Source organism: Streptomyces sp. SID13666, assembly GCF_010548325.1.
In the GTDB taxonomy this organism is placed as follows: domain Bacteria; phylum Actinomycetota; class Actinomycetes; order Streptomycetales; family Streptomycetaceae; genus Actinacidiphila; species Actinacidiphila fildesensis.
Window position 1 is genome coordinate 1 of record NZ_JAAGLX010000038.1, and the last position, 16,110, is coordinate 16,110.

General features: G+C 73.2%; 13 protein-coding genes and 1 pseudogene. 9 read left to right on the forward strand and 5 right to left on the reverse strand.

What is annotated here, in order from left to right; all coding sequences use genetic code 11:
- Together G3I60_RS33450 and G3I60_RS33455 are read right to left on the reverse strand one after the other, a co-directional pair.
- On the reverse strand, positions 1 to 1,264 hold a 1,264-nt coding region (locus G3I60_RS33450; RefSeq protein ID WP_239070588.1), incomplete at its 3' end, for a sensor histidine kinase.
- A gap of 207 nt (positions 1,265 to 1,471) precedes the next feature.
- Positions 1,472 to 2,419, reverse strand: coding sequence for a 5'-3' exonuclease (locus tag G3I60_RS33455; protein WP_138354839.1), 948 nt, complete (start codon positions 2,417 to 2,419; stop codon positions 1,472 to 1,474).
- A 213-nt stretch (positions 2,420 to 2,632) separates the two neighbouring features.
- Here G3I60_RS33455 and G3I60_RS33460 point away from each other — a divergent pair.
- The 3 genes and pseudogenes from G3I60_RS33460 to G3I60_RS33470 all read left to right on the forward strand — a co-directional run.
- Positions 2,633 to 3,448: pseudogene (locus G3I60_RS33460) on the forward strand (glycine betaine/L-proline ABC transporter ATP-binding protein); the annotation flags it as partial.
- A gap of 61 nt (positions 3,449 to 3,509) precedes the next feature.
- Positions 3,510 to 5,333: an ABC transporter permease/substrate binding protein gene (locus G3I60_RS33465; RefSeq protein ID WP_164299554.1), complete on the forward strand. Its 1,824-nt coding sequence runs from the start codon at positions 3,510 to 3,512 to the stop codon at positions 5,331 to 5,333.
- 94 nt (positions 5,334 to 5,427) lie between these two features.
- The gene (locus G3I60_RS33470) at positions 5,428 to 6,141 is read left to right on the forward strand and encodes a helical backbone metal receptor (RefSeq protein WP_343241890.1); all 714 of its coding nucleotides are present in this window, start codon (positions 5,428 to 5,430) and stop codon (positions 6,139 to 6,141) included.
- Here G3I60_RS33470 and G3I60_RS33475 read toward each other — a convergent pair.
- Positions 6,110 to 7,231 carry a TDT family transporter gene (locus G3I60_RS33475; RefSeq protein ID WP_164299558.1) on the reverse strand — a complete coding sequence of 374 codons (1,122 nt, stop codon included), beginning with the start codon at positions 7,229 to 7,231 and terminating at the stop codon, positions 6,110 to 6,112. The genes G3I60_RS33470 and G3I60_RS33475 overlap by 32 nt on opposite strands.
- Before the next feature lie 71 nt (positions 7,232 to 7,302).
- Here G3I60_RS33475 and G3I60_RS33480 point away from each other — a divergent pair, with 71 nt between their 5' ends.
- Both G3I60_RS33480 and G3I60_RS33485 read left to right on the forward strand, forming a co-directional pair.
- Positions 7,303 to 8,247, forward strand: coding sequence for a LysR family transcriptional regulator (locus G3I60_RS33480; RefSeq protein WP_164299560.1), 945 nt, complete (start codon positions 7,303 to 7,305; stop codon positions 8,245 to 8,247).
- Between the two features lie 168 nt (positions 8,248 to 8,415).
- Complete coding sequence (locus G3I60_RS33485; RefSeq protein ID WP_164299564.1) at positions 8,416 to 9,333, forward strand: DUF2510 domain-containing protein; 918 nt, start codon at positions 8,416 to 8,418, stop codon at positions 9,331 to 9,333.
- A 57-nt stretch (positions 9,334 to 9,390) separates the two neighbouring features.
- On the opposite strand, the gene G3I60_RS33490 is transcribed toward G3I60_RS33485, so the two are convergent.
- Positions 9,391 to 10,593: an amino acid deaminase/aldolase gene (locus G3I60_RS33490; protein ID WP_164299562.1), complete on the reverse strand. Its 1,203-nt coding sequence runs from the start codon at positions 10,591 to 10,593 to the stop codon at positions 9,391 to 9,393.
- A gap of 415 nt (positions 10,594 to 11,008) precedes the next feature.
- Between G3I60_RS33490 and G3I60_RS45910 the strand changes: the two genes are divergently transcribed.
- Positions 11,009 to 12,151 carry a hypothetical protein gene (locus G3I60_RS45910; protein WP_239070597.1) on the forward strand — a complete coding sequence of 381 codons (1,143 nt, stop codon included), beginning with the start codon at positions 11,009 to 11,011 and terminating at the stop codon, positions 12,149 to 12,151.
- Positions 12,145 to 13,365 (forward strand): type VII secretion-associated serine protease mycosin, encoded by a 1,221-nt coding sequence (gene mycP / locus G3I60_RS33500; RefSeq protein ID WP_164297074.1) that lies wholly within the window; start codon positions 12,145 to 12,147, stop codon positions 13,363 to 13,365. The genes G3I60_RS45910 and mycP overlap by 7 nt, the downstream gene beginning before the upstream one ends.
- A gap of 14 nt (positions 13,366 to 13,379) precedes the next feature.
- Here mycP and G3I60_RS33505 read toward each other — a convergent pair whose 3' ends face one another.
- Entirely contained in the window at positions 13,380 to 14,312 is a 933-nt protein-coding gene (locus G3I60_RS33505) for a serine hydrolase (RefSeq protein WP_203674521.1), read from the reverse strand.
- Positions 14,313 to 14,432: 120 nt separating this feature from the next.
- Here G3I60_RS33505 and G3I60_RS33510 point away from each other — a divergent pair, with 120 nt between their 5' ends.
- Together G3I60_RS33510 and G3I60_RS33515 are read left to right on the forward strand one after the other, a co-directional pair.
- The gene (locus G3I60_RS33510) at positions 14,433 to 15,167 is read left to right on the forward strand and encodes an SseB family protein (protein ID WP_138354847.1); all 735 of its coding nucleotides are present in this window, start codon (positions 14,433 to 14,435) and stop codon (positions 15,165 to 15,167) included.
- A gap of 142 nt (positions 15,168 to 15,309) precedes the next feature.
- On the forward strand, positions 15,310 to 16,083 hold the full coding sequence (locus tag G3I60_RS33515) for an MIP family channel protein (RefSeq protein ID WP_138354848.1): 774 nt from the start codon (positions 15,310 to 15,312) through the stop codon (positions 16,081 to 16,083).
- The last annotated feature ends 27 nt before the right edge of the window (positions 16,084 to 16,110 follow it).

Consider the following 16,110-nt stretch of genomic DNA (forward strand, 5'->3'; position numbering starts at 1 on the left):
CGGCACGGGCCCTGCGGCGGCGCTGCGGCAGGGCGTCGCCGTCCGGCGCGGGTTCATGGGTGATGACGGCGGAGTCGCGCGCGGCGACGGGGGCCGCCGGCTGCGCCGTGGTGTGCGCGGCCGTGTGCGTCCGCGTGTGCGGCACGGGCCGCGCCTCCGCCGGCGCCTCCGGGCGGGTGGAGCGCGGGGTGCTGGCGGCGGGCGGCCGTTCGACCGGGTCGATCCGGCTGAGCAGGTGGTTCTTGACGAGCAGCACCGCGCGGACGCCGCCGTAGGGCGACGGCGACGACAGGTCGACGGACAGGTCGAACTTCCGGGTCAGCTGGCCGATCGCGGCCAGCCCCATCCGGGGCGGGTCACCCAGCTCGGACAACAGGATCGGGTCGCGTCCCGCCACCATCCGCTGCGCGTAGGCCCGTTCGTCCGTGGCCATGCCGACCCCGGCGTCGTCGATCGTGACCGAGACGCCGTGGTGGGCGCGTTCGAGGTTCACCGTGACCTCGGTGTCCGGGGCGGAGTGCCGCAGCGCGTTGTCGAGGAGTTCGGCGACGATGATCGCGACGGGTTCCACGGCGTGCGAGACGAGCGCCATGCCCGGCTCCAGGTGGTTGTGGATCCGCACCCGGTGGTAGCCGACGAGCCGGGACTGGCCACCGGTCACCGCCTCCACCAGATGGGACTCCTCACGGGCCAGCCCCACCCAGGCACCGCACACCACGGCGGTGACCTGCGCGCGCCGCAGCGACTGCTCGTTCTCGTGGTCGAGGGCGAACAGCGTCTGCGACAACTCCGGGTCGTCGTAGCGCTGTTGCATGCCGCGCAGGACGTCCTGCAGCCGGTACAGCCCGGCCTGGATGTCCCGGGTGGCGCCGCGCATGCCCGCGCGGGCGGCCGCGTCGACCCGTTTGCGCTCCTGCGCCATGGCGGTCAGCAGCCCGTCCAGGACACTGTCCAGGCCCGCGCCAAGACCGGTGCCGGCGAGCTCCGGGTGGAGCGGCCCCGGCACCTGGATGTGCGGGTGGGCGGCGCGGGTGGCCTCGGCCGGCATGCGCTGGTTCGCCAAGTGGACGATCTCGGCGGTGAACGCGTCGGCGGAGCGGCCGATTTCCTGCCGCGCGCCGTCCAGATGGGTGCGCAGGGCGGCGATCTCCTCGCCCTGCCGGGCCCGGTGACGGCGCGAGCGCAACAGCCCGCCCCCCAGGACGAACGCCAACACGGTCCCGGCGGCCAGGCCGCCGGCGGCCAGGTCCGGTATTTCGATCATCGAATGGACCTCAGGGAGATCAGGGAGCGGGGGGAACGGGGCACCATCCGCCCCGAAAGCGGATCCGCACAGTACACACCGCGACCGACTGATCCCGCACTGTTTTGAGGGAAGATCCTTTCGAATTTGGCCATTCGCGGGTCAGTTCTGTCCGAAGTGTCGGACTGCGCCTCGGCGTTGTGAACGTCGCTCCTTTCGGAACGCGCCCTAGTGCGCCTCGTCCAACGCGTCCAGCAGGCGCATCAGGGAACTGCCCAGACCCCACTGGGCGGCGAGGGCTTCGAGGACCTCGGGGTCGGCGGGCTCGGTGGGCAGGGCCGGGTTGAACGCGGGGAGCGGGACGTCGGGGGCGACCGTGACGACCTTGGGGGCGACGTCCAGATAGTCCGAGGCCTCCAGGATCCCCCGGCGCTTGGCGGGGGTGAGCTTGGAGACCGGGTCCGCGGCGGCACGCCGGACTCCGGCCAGGTCGCCGTGCTCGTTGATGAGCTGCGCGGCGGTCTTCTCGCCGATGCCCTTCACCCCCGGCAGGCCGTCGCTGGCGTCGCCGCGCAGCGCCGCGAAGTCGGCGTACTGGTCGGCACGGACGCCGTAGCGTTCGAGGATGACGTCCTCGGTGATGAAGTCGCAGTCGCCGACACCCTTGCGGGGGTAGAGCACGCGCACGCCGCGGGCGTCGTCGACCAGCTGGAACAGGTCGCGGTCACCGGTGACGATGTCGACCGCCCACAGGGCCTGGCCGGCGAGCGTCCCGATGACGTCGTCCGCCTCGTAGCCGGCGACGCCGACGCGGGCGATGCCGATGGCGTCGAGGACGGCCTCGATGACGGGGACCTGCGGGGAGAGCGTGTCGGGGATCTCCTCGGTGTCCGGTCCCGACGCACCCTCGGGCGCCTCCTCGGCGACGCGGTGCGCCTTGTAGGAGGGGATGAGGTCGACCCGCCACTGCGGCCGCCAGTCGGCGTCCATGCAGGCGACGATCTCGTCGGGGCTGTGGTCGGTGACCAGCCGGGTGATGAAGTCCAGCAGCCCGCGCACCGCGTTGACGGGGGTGCCGTCGGGTGCCTTCACCGACTCCGGGACGCCGAAATAGGCGCGGAAGTACAGGCTCGCGGTGTCGAGCAGGAGCAGCTTGTTCGGGCGCGCGTCAGTCACGCGGCCAGCATGGCACGCCCGCGCGGGGTGATTCCGGCGCCGCCGCGCCGGGCCGCACGGCGCCCGCGGTGCTCTTGCGCCGAATGTGACGAGATGTGACCTGAGTCACCGTTGCGTTTGGTTTGCATAAGGGGGGGGCAGCCGCCGGACTTGAAGTGAGCGACCCACAAGCGGGGGCTGTGCGTCGCTCTTCCTGCGAGCCGCGAGGTATATGTGTCAAGGCTGCAAGTTGAGCATCTGTACAAGGTCTTCGGGCGACAGCCCGAAGAAGCGGTCCGCCGGCTCGAAGCGGGCGCGGACCGCGACGAGCTGCGCGAGGACGGTGTCACACCAGCCGTCATCGATGCCTCCTTCGAGGTGAGCGAGGGCGAGGTCTTCGTCGTCATGGGCCTGTCCGGATCGGGCAAGTCCACCCTCCTGCGCACGCTCAACGGACTGCTTCCACCCACTGCCGGACGCGTACTGTTCGACGGCCAGGACCTCACCGCGCTGAACGACACCGAACTGCGCCGTGTGCGCTCGCACAGCATCAGCATGGTCTTCCAGCACTTTGCGCTCTTCCCGCACCGCAGCGTGCTGGAGAACGCGGCCTACGGCCTCGAGGTGCAGGGCGTCGCCCGTGCCGAGCGTGAGCGCCGGGCCGGCGAGGCACTGGAGATGACCGGGCTCGGCGGCTGGGAGAAGTCCTGGCCCGACCAACTGTCCGGCGGTATGCAGCAGCGGGTGGGCCTGGCCCGCGCGCTCGCCACCGAAGCCCCCGTCCTGCTGATGGACGAGGCGTTCAGCGCGCTGGACCCGCTGATCCGCCGCGAGATGCAGCAGCAGCTGGTGGACCTGCAGAAGACCCTGCACAAGACCATCGTCTTCATCACGCACGACCCCCACGAGGCGGTGCGCCTCGGGAACCGGATCGCGGTGATGCGCGACGGCCGGATCGTCCAGAACGGCACCGTCGAGGAACTCCTGCTGCAGCCCGCCGACGACTACGTCGCCTCCTTCATGGAGGACGTGGACCGCGGCCGGGCGCTGGCAGGCGTCAGCGCGGGCTCCGCCGGCACCCCGGGCAGCACCCTCGGAAAGGAGTCGGCCGATGCCTAGGCTGCAACTCGGCGACTGGATCGACAGCGCCGTCACCTATCTGCGTGACCACTTCGCCTGGCTCTTCGACATCATCACCAACGTCGTGTCCGGTATGTACGACGGCCTGGACGCCGTGCTCGGCGCGCCGTCACCGCTGCTGCTCGCGGGGATCCTCGCGGTCGTCGCCCTGTGGCTGCGCGGTCCCACCGCGGCCGTGCTCACCTTCGCCGGCTTCGCGCTCATCGACTCGATCCAGCAGTGGGACCAGGCGATGGCGACCCTGTCGCTGGTGCTGGTCGCCACGGTGATCACCATCGTGCTCGCGATACCGCTCGGCATCTGGGCGGCCCGTAACCGCACCGTCAGCGCGGTGCTGCGGCCGGTACTGGACTTCATGCAGACGATGCCCGCCTTCGTCTATCTGATCCCGGGCATCTTCTTCTTCGGCGTCGGCCAGGTGCCCGGCGTCATCTCCTGCATCGTCTTCGCGATCCCGCCGGGCGTCCGGATGACCGAACTGGGCATCCGGCAGGTCGACGGCGATCTCATCGAGGCCGCCGAGGCGTTCGGCACCACCTCGCGCAACACCCTGCTGCGGGTGCAGCTGCCGCTCGCGCTGCCGACCATCATGGCCGGCATCAACCAGGTCATCATGCTGGGCCTGTCCATGGTCGTGACCGCGGGCATGGTCGGCGGCGGAGGCCTGGGCGCATCGGTCTTCACCGCGATCAGTCAGGTCAACATCGGGCTGGGCTTCGAGGGCGGCATCTCCGTCGTCATCCTGGCCATGTACCTGGACCGGATGACCTCCTCGCTCGGCACCCGGGTCTCACCGCTCGGCCGCCGCGCCACCGCGGCCCTGACGTCCGTCCGCGGTGCCAGCATCTGGAACTACCGGCCGCAGACCGGCATCGCGGTCGTCGGTGTGGTCGTTCTCGCCCTCGTGGCGGGCGGCATGAACATCTTCGGCGGCTCGGCCGACACGAACACCGCCGCCGCGGGCAAGAACGTCGGCGACGGCCGCTCGGTGAACATCGGCTACATCCCCTGGGACGAGGGCATCGCGTCCAGCTTCCTGTGGAAGGAAGCGCTGGAGGAGCGCGGCTACCAGCCCAAGCTCTCGCAGTACGACGTCGGTGCGCTCTACACCGGGCTGTCCGCCGGGAAGCTGGACTTCCAGACCGACGCCTGGCTGCCGACCACCCACCAGTCGTACTGGGACAAGTACAAGGACAGCCTGGACGACCTGGGCTCCTGGTACGGCCCGACCTCCCTCGAACTCTCCGTCCCCTCCTACGTCAAGGGCGTCGACTCGCTGGCCGACCTCAAGGGGCAGGGCGGCAAGTTCAAGGGCCGGATCATCGGCATCGAGCCGGGCGCAGGCATGATGAAGGCTCTCAACGACAAGGTCCTCAAGCAGTACGGCCTGGAGGGCGAGTACCAGGTCACCACCGGCAGCACCGCGAGCATGCTGGCCCAGCTCGACCGGTCGCTGAAGGCCAAGGAGCCCGTCGTCGTCACCCTGTGGTCCCCGCACTGGGCCTACAGCAAGTACGACCTGAAGAAGCTCAAGGACCCGATGGGCGCCTGGGGCGCCGGTGACGGCCTGCACACCCTGACCCACAAGGGGTTCGCGGCCAAGGAGCCGCAGGTCGCCCAGTGGCTCAAGGACTTCAAGCTCACCGAGCCGCAACTCAGCAGTCTGGAGGCGGCCATCCAGGACGCCGGACAGAACCATGAGCAGGACGGCGTGCGCGCCTGGCTCAAGAAGAACCCCGGCCTGATCGACAAGATCGCGCCGGTGAAGAAGCCGGCGGCGGCCGCCAAGGGCTGACCGGCTGCCCGGCCGCGCGACCTGACGGTGCGCGCCGGGCCCCGACCACGCGCCGTACGGTAGGCCGGTGACTCATCGTCCTGCCGTACGGCGCGTGGTTTCGCTTGTCCCCTCACTGACCGAGGCGGTGGCGGGGACCGCCCCCGGGCTGCTGGTCGGCGCGACCGACTGGTGCAGCCACCCGGCCGGTCTGGAGGTGACCCGGATCGGCGGGACCAAGAACCCGGACATCGCCCGGATCACCGCCCTCGCGCCCGACCTCGTGATCGCCAACGAGGAGGAGAACCGCGCACCGGACATCGTCGAACTGCGAGCCGCCGGGGTGCCGGTCCTGGTCACCGAGATCCGCGACCTCGACCAGGCCTTCGCCGAACTCCACCGGGTGCTGGTCGACGGCTGCGGCCTGGAACGTCCCGGCTGGCTCGACGAGGCGGCGGCCGCCTGGCGCGCGCTGCCCGTCCCCGGGCGGCGGCTGCGCGCGGTCGTCCCGATCTGGCGGCGGCCCTGGATGGTGCTCGGCCGGGACACCTTCGCGGGCGATCTGCTCGCCCGGCTGGGTGTGGACAACGTGTACACGGAGCACGCCGACCGCTATCCGGCGATCCCCGTCGAGGAGCTGCGCGCAGCCGGCGCCGATCTGGTGGTGCTGCCCGACGAGCCGTACGCCTTCACCGCCGACGACGGCCCGGAAGCCTTCCCCGGCCTGCCCGCCGCGCTCGTCGGCGGCCGTCACCTCACCTGGTACGGCCCCTCGCTCACGGCCGCGCCCGCCGCGCTCAGCGCGGCGCTGCGAGCAGCGATCCGCTGAGCAGCCCGCGCACCGTCCGCGTACCGGCGACCGCCCAGGCCGCCACGAGGACGACGTACAGCGCGGCCGCGAGCCACGCGAAGGCGTCGAGGCCGGTGTGCCGGGCCAGTCCCGCGGCGCCCGTGACACAGGTGCCGACGGGGAAGGTGAAGGCCCACCACGTCATCGCGAACGGCATCCCGCGGCGTGCCGCCCGCACCACCAGCGCCGCGGCCAGCGCCAGCCAGAGCAGGGCGAAGCCCATCACCGGCACCCCGTACAGCACGGCGAACCCGCTCATGGCCGCCGCGTACGGTGCCTGGACGACGCCCGGTGCGGCGTCGGCGAGCTGGTTGACGGCCGTCGTGGACTGGCCGAGCGGGCCGAGGACCAGGAAGAGCGTCGGGGTCAGCGCGAGCGGCAGCGGCCCGTGCTGCACGAGCCGGCCCCAGATCAGCGGCAGCATCACCAGGGTGCCCAGCAGGCTCAGCCCGAACATCGCGTAGCAGCCCAGCAGCATCGCCTCCTGCCACTGGCCGGCGGGCAGATGCGCGATCAGCGCCGGGCCGAGCGCGGCCGACACCATCGGCGCCACCACCGGCAACAGCCAGACGGGAGAGGCACTGCCCGGCTCGACGCGGTGCCGGGTGATCATCAGATACGGGACCGTCGCCGCGATCAGCAGCCCGCTGACGGTGCCCGCCGTCCAGAGCACGGAGTCCGCGGCGACCGCGGCGGTCCGCCCGATCACGGGGGAGCCCAGGCTCAAAGTGCCGCCCCCGACCGCGAGCAGCGCCATCGGCAGACAGCCGTAGAACGGGGCGACGGCCGGGTCCAGCAGATGCCGGCGGGCCTGGTCGCCGTGGCGGAGCCAGTGCGCGGTACGGGCGGTGAGCAGCGTGGCCAGCAGTCCGGCGGAGAGCGCCCAGACGACGGTGCAGGCGGTGTGCAGACCGGGGACGCGCACCGGCAGGGCGGCGCCCGCGGTGGCGACGATGGCGGTGCCCATCACGGTGGCGTACCAGTTGGGACCGAGGTGACGCAGGGCGCCGGAGCGGATCTCCAGATCGTGGAGAGCGCGGGCCCGTACAGGGGCGAGGGTGGTTGCCATGCTGTCCACGTTCCCCGCCCGGCGGCCCGGCCGGAAGGCGGCGCAGGTCTATGGGGGCATAACCTGGGCTTATGAGTGCAGACAGTGACACCGGTGACCGCGTCCCCCGGGCGGGCCTGGGCCACCGGGTGCCCGACCTCGGCGCGATGGAGCTGCTGCTCGCCGTCGCCCGGCTCGGCAGCCTCGGCCGGGCCGCCCGCGAGCTGGGCATCAGCCAGCCGGCCGCGAGCAGCCGGGTGCGGGCCGTGGAACGGCAGCTGGGCGTCGCGCTGGTGAACCGCTCGCCCACCGGCTCCACCCTCACCGACGCGGGCGCGCTGGTCACCGAGTGGGCGCGGCGGGTCGTGGAGGCGGCGGAGGCGTTCGACGCCGGAGCGCGGGCGCTGCGCACCCGCCGTGACTCCCGGCTGCGGGTCGCGGCGAGCATGACCATCGCCGAATATCTGCTGCCGGGGTGGCTGATCGTGCTGCACGGCCGGCACCCCGACACCGCCGTGTCGCTGTTCGCCGGGAACTCGGCGGACGTCGCGGAACGTGTCATCAGCGGCGGCGCCGACCTCGGATTCGTCGAGGGGACGGATGTGCCGGGCGGTCTGGACGCGGCGGTCATCGCGCACGACCGGCTGGTCGTCGTGGTGGCGCCGTCGCACCGCTGGGCGCGGCGGCGCAAGCCGCTGTCCGCGGCCGAGCTCTCCGCCACCGCCTTCATCCTGCGCGAGCAGGGCTCCGGCACCCGCCAGGTGCTGGACGCCGCCCTCGCCGGACACGGCGGCCTCGCCGTACCGCTGCTCGAACTCGCCTCGACCACCGCGCTCAAGGGGGCCACGCTGAGCGGCGCGGGTCCGGCGGTGCTCAGCGAACTGGCGGTGGCCGACGAGCTGGCCGCCCGCCGGCTCGTCGAGGTCCCGGTGGAGGGCATCGCGCTGGAACGCGTCCTGCGCGCCGTCTGGCCCACCGGCCACCGCCCGACGGGACCCGCCCGCGACCTGCTGTCGCTCACCCGCCGGCCGGCGTGACGGGACCTACGGCGGGATACACGACAGGACGAGCGGCGGGACCTGCGGCGGACGGGTGCCGGGCGGGCGGCACCGCCCGGCACACCGCCATGCCGGTCATGTGACCTGCCTGTAACCGCCGTACTTACGGGATTCTCATGCTGTGGCCTTAGGGTGACGGCCGTGACCATGACGACCCCGCCCGGCTGGTATCCAGAGCCCGGGCACACAGGCAACGGCCCGGCCCTGGAACGGTGGTGGGACGGCGCCGCGTGGAGCGAGTACACGCGGACCGCCCAGGCCCCGGCCGACCAGGCCGCGGCCCCCGGCATCCCGTCCTACGCCGCCTATCCCGGTGGCAGTGTGCCGGACCGGCCGGCCCGCAGGGGAGGCGTGATCGCGATCGGCATCATCGCCGTCCTCGTCCTCGTCGGCGGTGTGGTCGGCGGCGTCGTCATGCTGAAGAACAGCGATGGTGACAAGGGCTCGGACCGGGCGGCCACCAGCGCGCCGAGCACCCCGGGCGACGGCCCGAGCGGTTCCGACGGACCGTCGCAGGGCCCCGACCAGGCGCCCCGGACCAGTGGCGTCGTCGTGGACGCCCTGGACAAGATCAGCCTGCCGATCCTGCCCGGCTGGCAGGGCAAGACCGGCGCCGGCGGCGCGGGCCTGACCATCGGCGGCTACCCGTGCGTCTCCGACCCGGCCAAGAACTGCGTCCGCGGCGGTGTGTTCTCCGTGCCGGCCGTGGCGTACAAGCTCAAGAGCACGACGCCCGAGGCCGCCGCCAAGGAGGACATCCCGCTCAACGCGGACCAGTCCTACGAGGGCGGGCTCACCTCCCACAAGGAGCTGCTGTCGCAGCCGGTCACCGTCGCCGGGCAGCAGGGGTACCTGGTGCGCTGGCAGGTCGTGACGAAGGTCGGCGACGACGGCTACGTCCAGTCGCTGGTCTTCCCGTCACCGGCCGGCCCGCAGCAGCTCGTCGTGGTCCGCTACGGCTTCGACATCAACGCGCAGGCCCCCGAGCTCGACGTCATGGACCAGATCACCAAGGGCATCAAGGCCGCCAGTGGCTCCGGCGGCACGGGCGGCACCGGCGTCTGACCGCGCGCCCGCCGGCCGCCGGAAACGGGGCCGGCGGGGCCGGTGCGGCCGGGACGTTCAGAGGAACGTCTTGCCCTCGCCCCGGTAGGTCGGCACCGTCGCGGTGACCCGGTCACCCTCCACGAGCTGCAGGTCGGAGAAGCGCTCGCACAGCTCCCCGGCCTTGGCGTGCCGGAACCACACCTTGTCGCCGATCAGCAGATCGTCCGCGGGCGATCCGAGCAGCGGCGTCTGCACCTCGCCCGGACCCTCCTGCGGGTCGTAGCGCAGACCCTGCGGAAGGTGCGGCACGGGCAGCCGGTCGGGGCCCGCGGCGCCCGACGCCGGATAGCCGCCGCCCAGCACCGTCACGATGCCCACGCCGGGACGGCGCACCACCGGCTGTGCGAACAGCGCCGCCGGACGCCCCCGGAACGACGTGTAGTTGTCGAAGAGCCGCGGCACGAACAGCCCGGAGCCGGCCGCGATCTCGGTGACCGCGTCCTCCGCCGCCGTGTGCTGCACACTGCCGGTCCCGCCACCGTTGACGAACTCCAGCTCGGGAGCGACGGCGCGCACCGCCCGCACCACCTCGGCCCGCCGGACCGCCAGTTCCTTGCGCGCGGCGGCCTGCATCAGCCGGATCACGCGCGAGCGCACCGGGCGGCCGGCCAGCGAGTCGCCGACCCCGGCCACATGGCCCTCGTACGCCATGATCCCGGCCAGCCGGAATCCGGGCCGGCGGGCGATCGCCCGGGCCAGCTCGGCCAGTTGCTCGGGCTCCCGCAGCGGGGACCGCAGCGCGCCGATCCGTACCCGGCCGCCCAGCATCCGCAGCGACGTGTCGAGTTCCAGACAGACCCTGATCCGCTCCGAGCCGCCGCGGCGGGCCGCGTCGATCAGGTCCAGCTGGGAGATGTCGTCGACCATCACCGTCACGGCGGCGGCCAGTTTCGGATCCCCGGCCAGCTCCGCGAAGCCGTCGCGGTCGGCGGACGGGTACGCCAGCAGCACGTCCTCGAAGCCGGCCCGCGCCAGCCACAGCGACTCGTCCAGGGTGAACGACATGATGCCCGCGAACCCGTCACGGGCCAGCACCCGTTCCAGCAGCGCCCGGCACCGCACCGACTTGGACGCCACCCGGATCGGCTTCCCGCCGGCCCGGCGGGTCAGATCGGCGGCGTTGGCGTCGAACGCCTCCAGGTCGACGATGGCGACCGGGGCATCGAGATGGGCGGTGGCCCGGTCGTACCGGACGCGGTCGGCTGCGGGATCAGACATGCGCGCAGCTTGCCAGACGGTGACTACCGAACGGTAGGGGTCGTGGGTCACGGGCAGGTCCCGGGCTGCGCACGGCCGGGCGGGAGGCACTTCCACGGCACTTCCGGGGCGGATCATCCCGGTACCGCCGGGTCTGGCGGTACCCGCCGCGGCACCCGTCCCGCAGTACCCCCCGCGACCTGCGCCGCTCCCGATCCACGGCATCGCCGGAGCCCGTAGAGTGGCGCCAGACCGTTTCTGACGAATGGCGGCGTCCGCCCGGAGGGCAGGACCTGCCCTCCGGGCTGGGGCACCTCCCAGCGGCAGCCGTTGGGGCACCTCCCAGCGGTAGTTGTGGGGGCACCTCCCAGCGGTAGCTGGGGGAGATTCGGCAGACACGGTCCGGACCACGTAGGCACATTGCGAGGGGGCACGGGTGAGCACCGGGGTCGAGAACGGAGCGGGGCAGCCGTCCCCTCCGCAGCCGCCCGCCTTCCCCGCGCTCTACCCGACGACCCCGCCGCGACCCGTGCACCGCCCGGCGGCCCGTGAGCCGATCGCCGCGCGCAGCCCCCAGGAGCGGCCGGCGGAGTGGACGCCCGCACCGCCGACCGTGCCGCCGCCGCCCGCCGCACCGCCGCCCGCCGCACCACCGGCCGCCGCGTCACCGTTCCTGGCGCGGCACCCGGAACCACCGCGCCCCGGCACTCCGCCGCAGCAGGCACCGCAGCAACAGGCATGGACGCGCTCGGAACCCGAACCACCCGCCGTACCCGAGCCGTTCGCGGTGCCCGTGCCGCCCGCCCGCCGTCCCCGTACGGCCGCCGGCCGGACCGCGTCGGCGCTCTGCCTCGTTCTGGGCCTCGGCCTGTTCACGGGCGCCGCCACCGGCGCCCTGATCAACCACGACCCGGCGGCGGTCGGGACCACCCAGGGCGCCTACGCCCGCGCCGGCGACCTGTGGCACAGCGTGCCGGTCGACACGCTCCTGCCGCCCGTCGTCAGCCGGCCGGGCGCGGGACCCGGTGGCGCCGACCGCACCTACACGCGGATCGGGGTCGCCCCGGCCGCCGGCTGCGCGGGCGCCTTCGACCCGCTGCTGGCGAAGGTGCTGGCTCCCGTCGGCTGCGTGCAGGTGCTGCGCGCCACCTACGTCGACGCCACGTCCAGCCGCGTCACCACCGTGGGCCTGCTCGTCACCGGCGGCGACGCCGCCGGCATGAGCGCGCTGAACCACCGCTGGAACAGCGAACACCTCGGCTCCCGGCTGGATCTGATGCCTCATCCGGTCGCGTTCCCCGGCACCGCGGCGGCCTCCTTCGGCGACGCGCAGCGGGCCAGCTGGACGGTGAGCGTCTCCGCCACCCTCCCCGTCGTGGTCTACGCGGTGAGCGGCTTCGCGGACGGCCGTCCGGTGCCCGAACCACAACCGGCCGCCGCGGCCACCGCGCCGGGCGCCACCTCCGCCCCGGCGCAGGCCGGCCTCGGCACCGACGTCCTCGTCCTCGCCGCCGACCTCGACGCCCGGCTGCGCAAGGCCGTCACGACCGACCCCGCGTCCTCCCAGGGAGCATCGTGAGGAGATCAGCCGCCCTCGGGCGTACCGCCGCCGCTCTGCTGGGAGCCCTGCTCGCCGTGCTGCCGGCCGCGTCCGCCCGCGCCGATTCGGTCCGCGACGCGGAATGGACGCTGGACGCCCTGCACGCGCACGACGCCTGGCGCACGACCCAGGGCGCCGGCGTCACCGTCGCCGTACTGGACACCGGTGTCGACGGCACCCACCCCGACCTGGCGGGACAGGTACTGCCCGGCAACGACCTCATCGGCTTCGGATCCGGTCCGGGCGACAGCACGTGGGCCAAGCACGGCACCGGCATGGCCGCCATCATCGCCGGCCACGGCCACGGCCCGGGGTACTCGCAGGGTGTCCTCGGCATCGCGCCACGGGCCAAGATCCTGCCGGTCCGGGTGATCCTGGAGGAGAAGGACCCCCGGCGCGACGAAGCCCGCGCGAGCAGGGGAAAGGCCGTTCCGGACGGGATCCGCTGGGCCACCGACCACGGAGCCGGCGTCATCAACCTGTCGCTCGGCGACGACAGCGCGACCGCCGCGCCCACCGCGGACTACGACAACGCGATCCAGTACGCCCTCGGCAAGGGCGTGGTCGTCGTCGCGTCGGCGGGCAACGGCGGCGAGCAGGCGGACCGCGCCTCGTACCCGGCCGCCTACCCGGGGGTGATCGCGGTCGCGGCCGTGGACCGGGTCGGCGCGCACGCCTCGTTCTCCACCCGGCGCTGGTACGCCTCCGTCTCGGCGCCCGGTGTCGACGTCATCCTGGCCGACCCCAACCGCAAGTACTACGAGGGGTGGGGGACCAGCCCCGCCTCGGCGTACGTCTCCGGCGCGGTGGCCCTGATCCGCTCCGCCTACCCGAAGCTGAGCCCCGCGCAGATCAAGCAGCTCCTGGAGAGCACCACCCGTGAGCGGCCGGCCGGCGGCCGCAGCGACGCGGTCGGCACCGGTCTGATGGACCCGGCCGCGGCGCTCAAGGCGGCGGCGAAGCTCGAACCCCGGGGCGAGGCGCCGACCCCGGCACCCTCGGCGCGGCGGTACTTCGGCGCCGGCCCGACGATCACGCTCTCGCCGGCCGCGGACGGCGGCGGACTCGGCGACGGGGTGGCGGTCACCTGCGCACTGCTGGGCGGGGTCCTGGTCGGCGCGGCGGCGCTGCTCTGGTTCCGCCCCCGCCTCGGCCGGTCACGACGCCGGGCGACGCACGGAATCCCTACCTGAACACCTGACGATCCCTACTCGAACGCCCCGACCGCCGCCTGCGCGACGTCCTCGGCCAGCGCGATCCCCGCGGCCTGAGTGGTGTTCCCACTGCTCAGGACCGCGACGAGATAGGTGCTCCGGTCCGTGGCGACCTGGCCGATGCTGTTGATGTCCCACAGCCCGGTCGTGCTGCGCTGCAGCCAGCCGTTCTTGAGCGCGGTGTCGGAGGCCGGCACCGCCGCGGCCGTGACGCCCCAGTCCTGGCCGTCGGATATCCGCCCCATCAGCCCCTGCAGATACGTTCGCGAGGCGGCCTCCAGCGGTGAGTCGTCACCGAACACGGCCTGCAGTAGCCGCAGTTGGTCGGCGGCCGTGGTCCTGGTGAGCCCCCACAGGTCGCCGTCGCCGCCCTCGGTCCCGGTCAGCCCGAGGCGTTCGTTGGCCTCGGCGAGACCGTCCGCGCGGCCGACGGAGTGCCAGAGCGCGGTCGCCGCGTCGTTGTCGCTCTGCTCGATCATGACGGTGGCGTTCGCCTTCTCCCCGGCGGTGAGACCGCGCCCGGCGTCCTGCGCCGTCAGCAGCAGCGCCGCGAGGATGTCGACCTTGACGATGCTCGCCGTGTCGTACGTCCCGTCCCCGTACACCGCCTGCGCGCCGGACGCGGTGTCCAGCACAGCGACGGAGAAGTCGGCGTCGGTCGCGTCGGCCATGGTGCCGAGCGCGTCGCTCAGCTCCTGGTCGCGGTCCGCCGCGGATGCCCCGGTCTGCACGCTCTCCCCACCCTCCCCGGCCGGCTGCGCCGCGTCGGAGGAGGCGGCCGGCCGCACGTGTGCCTGGGCCGGCGGCCGCGCCATCGCGCGGACGCCCGCCACCACCCCGCCGCCCGCCAGTACGACGGCCGCGATGGTCGCGATGATGACGGTGCGGCCGGTATGACGGGTCCGGTGCCGGTTGTGAGGTCGCATTCCCACCAGCATTGGAATCGAACCTGCGGGCACGCTGAGACACGGATGAACAAGCCGTGAGAAAGCGGGCCGTACGAGCCCGTCGACGGCTGCCGATCGGGTCCCGATACGCTGCCCAGCGTGTCACTCAAGAATATCCCCGACCCGGGCTTCGCCGACGACGACGGTTCGGCCGACGCGGCGCTGGCCACCGCACTCGCCGCCTACGCCGACGACAGCCGGGCCGAGCCCGGTGTACTCGCCGCGCTGCCCGGCGCCCGTCTGCTGGTCCCCGTGGTGGCCGTACTGGGCGAGGTGGAGACCGGCCCTGACGGCCTGCGCCGCGAGAAGACCAGCGACATGGCGGTGCCCACGATCCAGGCCGCCGACGGACGGCGGGCGCTGCCCGCCTTCACCTCGGTGGAATCCCTCGCCCGCTGGCGCCCCGACGCCCGGCCGGTCGCGGTCCCGCTGCACCAGGCGCTCCAGGCCCTCGCGCACGAGAAGGCCGACACCCTGCTGATCGACATGGCGGGCCCGGCCCCGTACGCCCTCACCGGCCCGGCGCTGCGCGCCGTCGCCCTGGGGCGCGAGCACGTGGATCCGCTCGGTGATCCGGAGGTGCTCGGCGCGCTGCGCGCGGCCGTCGCCGCCGAACCGGGTGTGCTGCGCGCGTATCTCTCCCCGGCGGGCACCTCGGACGGCACCCTCGGCCTGGTCCTCGCCCCGGACGCGGCCGTGGCCGAGGTGGCCCGGCGGATCGCTACCGCCCTGTCGGCCGACGAGGTGTTGCGGTCCCGGCTGGTCCGCGGGCTCGACCTCGCGCTGCTGGGGCCGGATGCCGAGGTGTCGGGCGAGCCGCTCTTCACGCGTTGAGCGGACCGGTCCGGCCGACGGCCGGGTGACATCCGGTAGGCCCCACTCTCTGCCGAAGTGTGCGATGTGGTCATGGGGCCGAGAATGCGAGAGCAGACCGACAGCGCACGCATACGGGCAGTAATCGACGCCAGGAGGCCCCATGGACAAGCGGACAGTGACCTGTGAATTCCTGGGAACGCTGCTGCTGGTCTTCTTCGCCGTCGGATCCGCGGTGCTGGCGGGCGAGTACATCGGCACCCTCGGCATCGCCCTCGCCTTCGGCTTCACGCTGCTGGCGCTGGCCTACGCGCTCGGCCCGATCTCCGGCTGCCATGTGAACCCGGCCGTCACCCTCGGCATGCTGGTCGCCGGGCGCGTCAGCGTCAGGACGGCCGTCGAGTACTGGATCGCCCAGCTGCTGGGCGGCATCGCGGGCGCCGCGCTGCTCTTCCTGGTGGCCAAGCAGGTGCCGGGGCTGAAGACCAGCGGGGCGTTCGGCACCAACGGCTACGGCAGCCGGTCCGCGGTCGGCATCAACATCGGCGGCGCGTTCGTCGTCGAGGTGGTGCTGACGTTCCTGCTGGTGTTCGTAGTGCTCTCGGTCACGCACAAGGTGGCGGTGTTCGGCTTCGACGGCCTGCCGATCGGCCTGGTGCTGGCCGCGATCCACCTGGTCGGCATCCCGCTGACCGGGACCTCGGTGAACCCGGCGCGCAGCCTCGGCCCCGCCCTGTTCGCGGGCGGGGCCGCGCTGTCGCAGCTGTGGCTGTTCATCGTGGCGCCGCTGATCGGCGGCGCGCTGGCGGCTCTGGTGCACCATGTGACCCACCCGCCGACGGCCGCGCGGCACGGCGGCCTCCGGGTGGACGACCTCGCCGACCAGGTCGACGATGCCGCCGGGGACGCCGGGACGGAACGGCCGGAGCCTGCCTGACGCGACCCGGGGCGGCGCGCCCGGCTT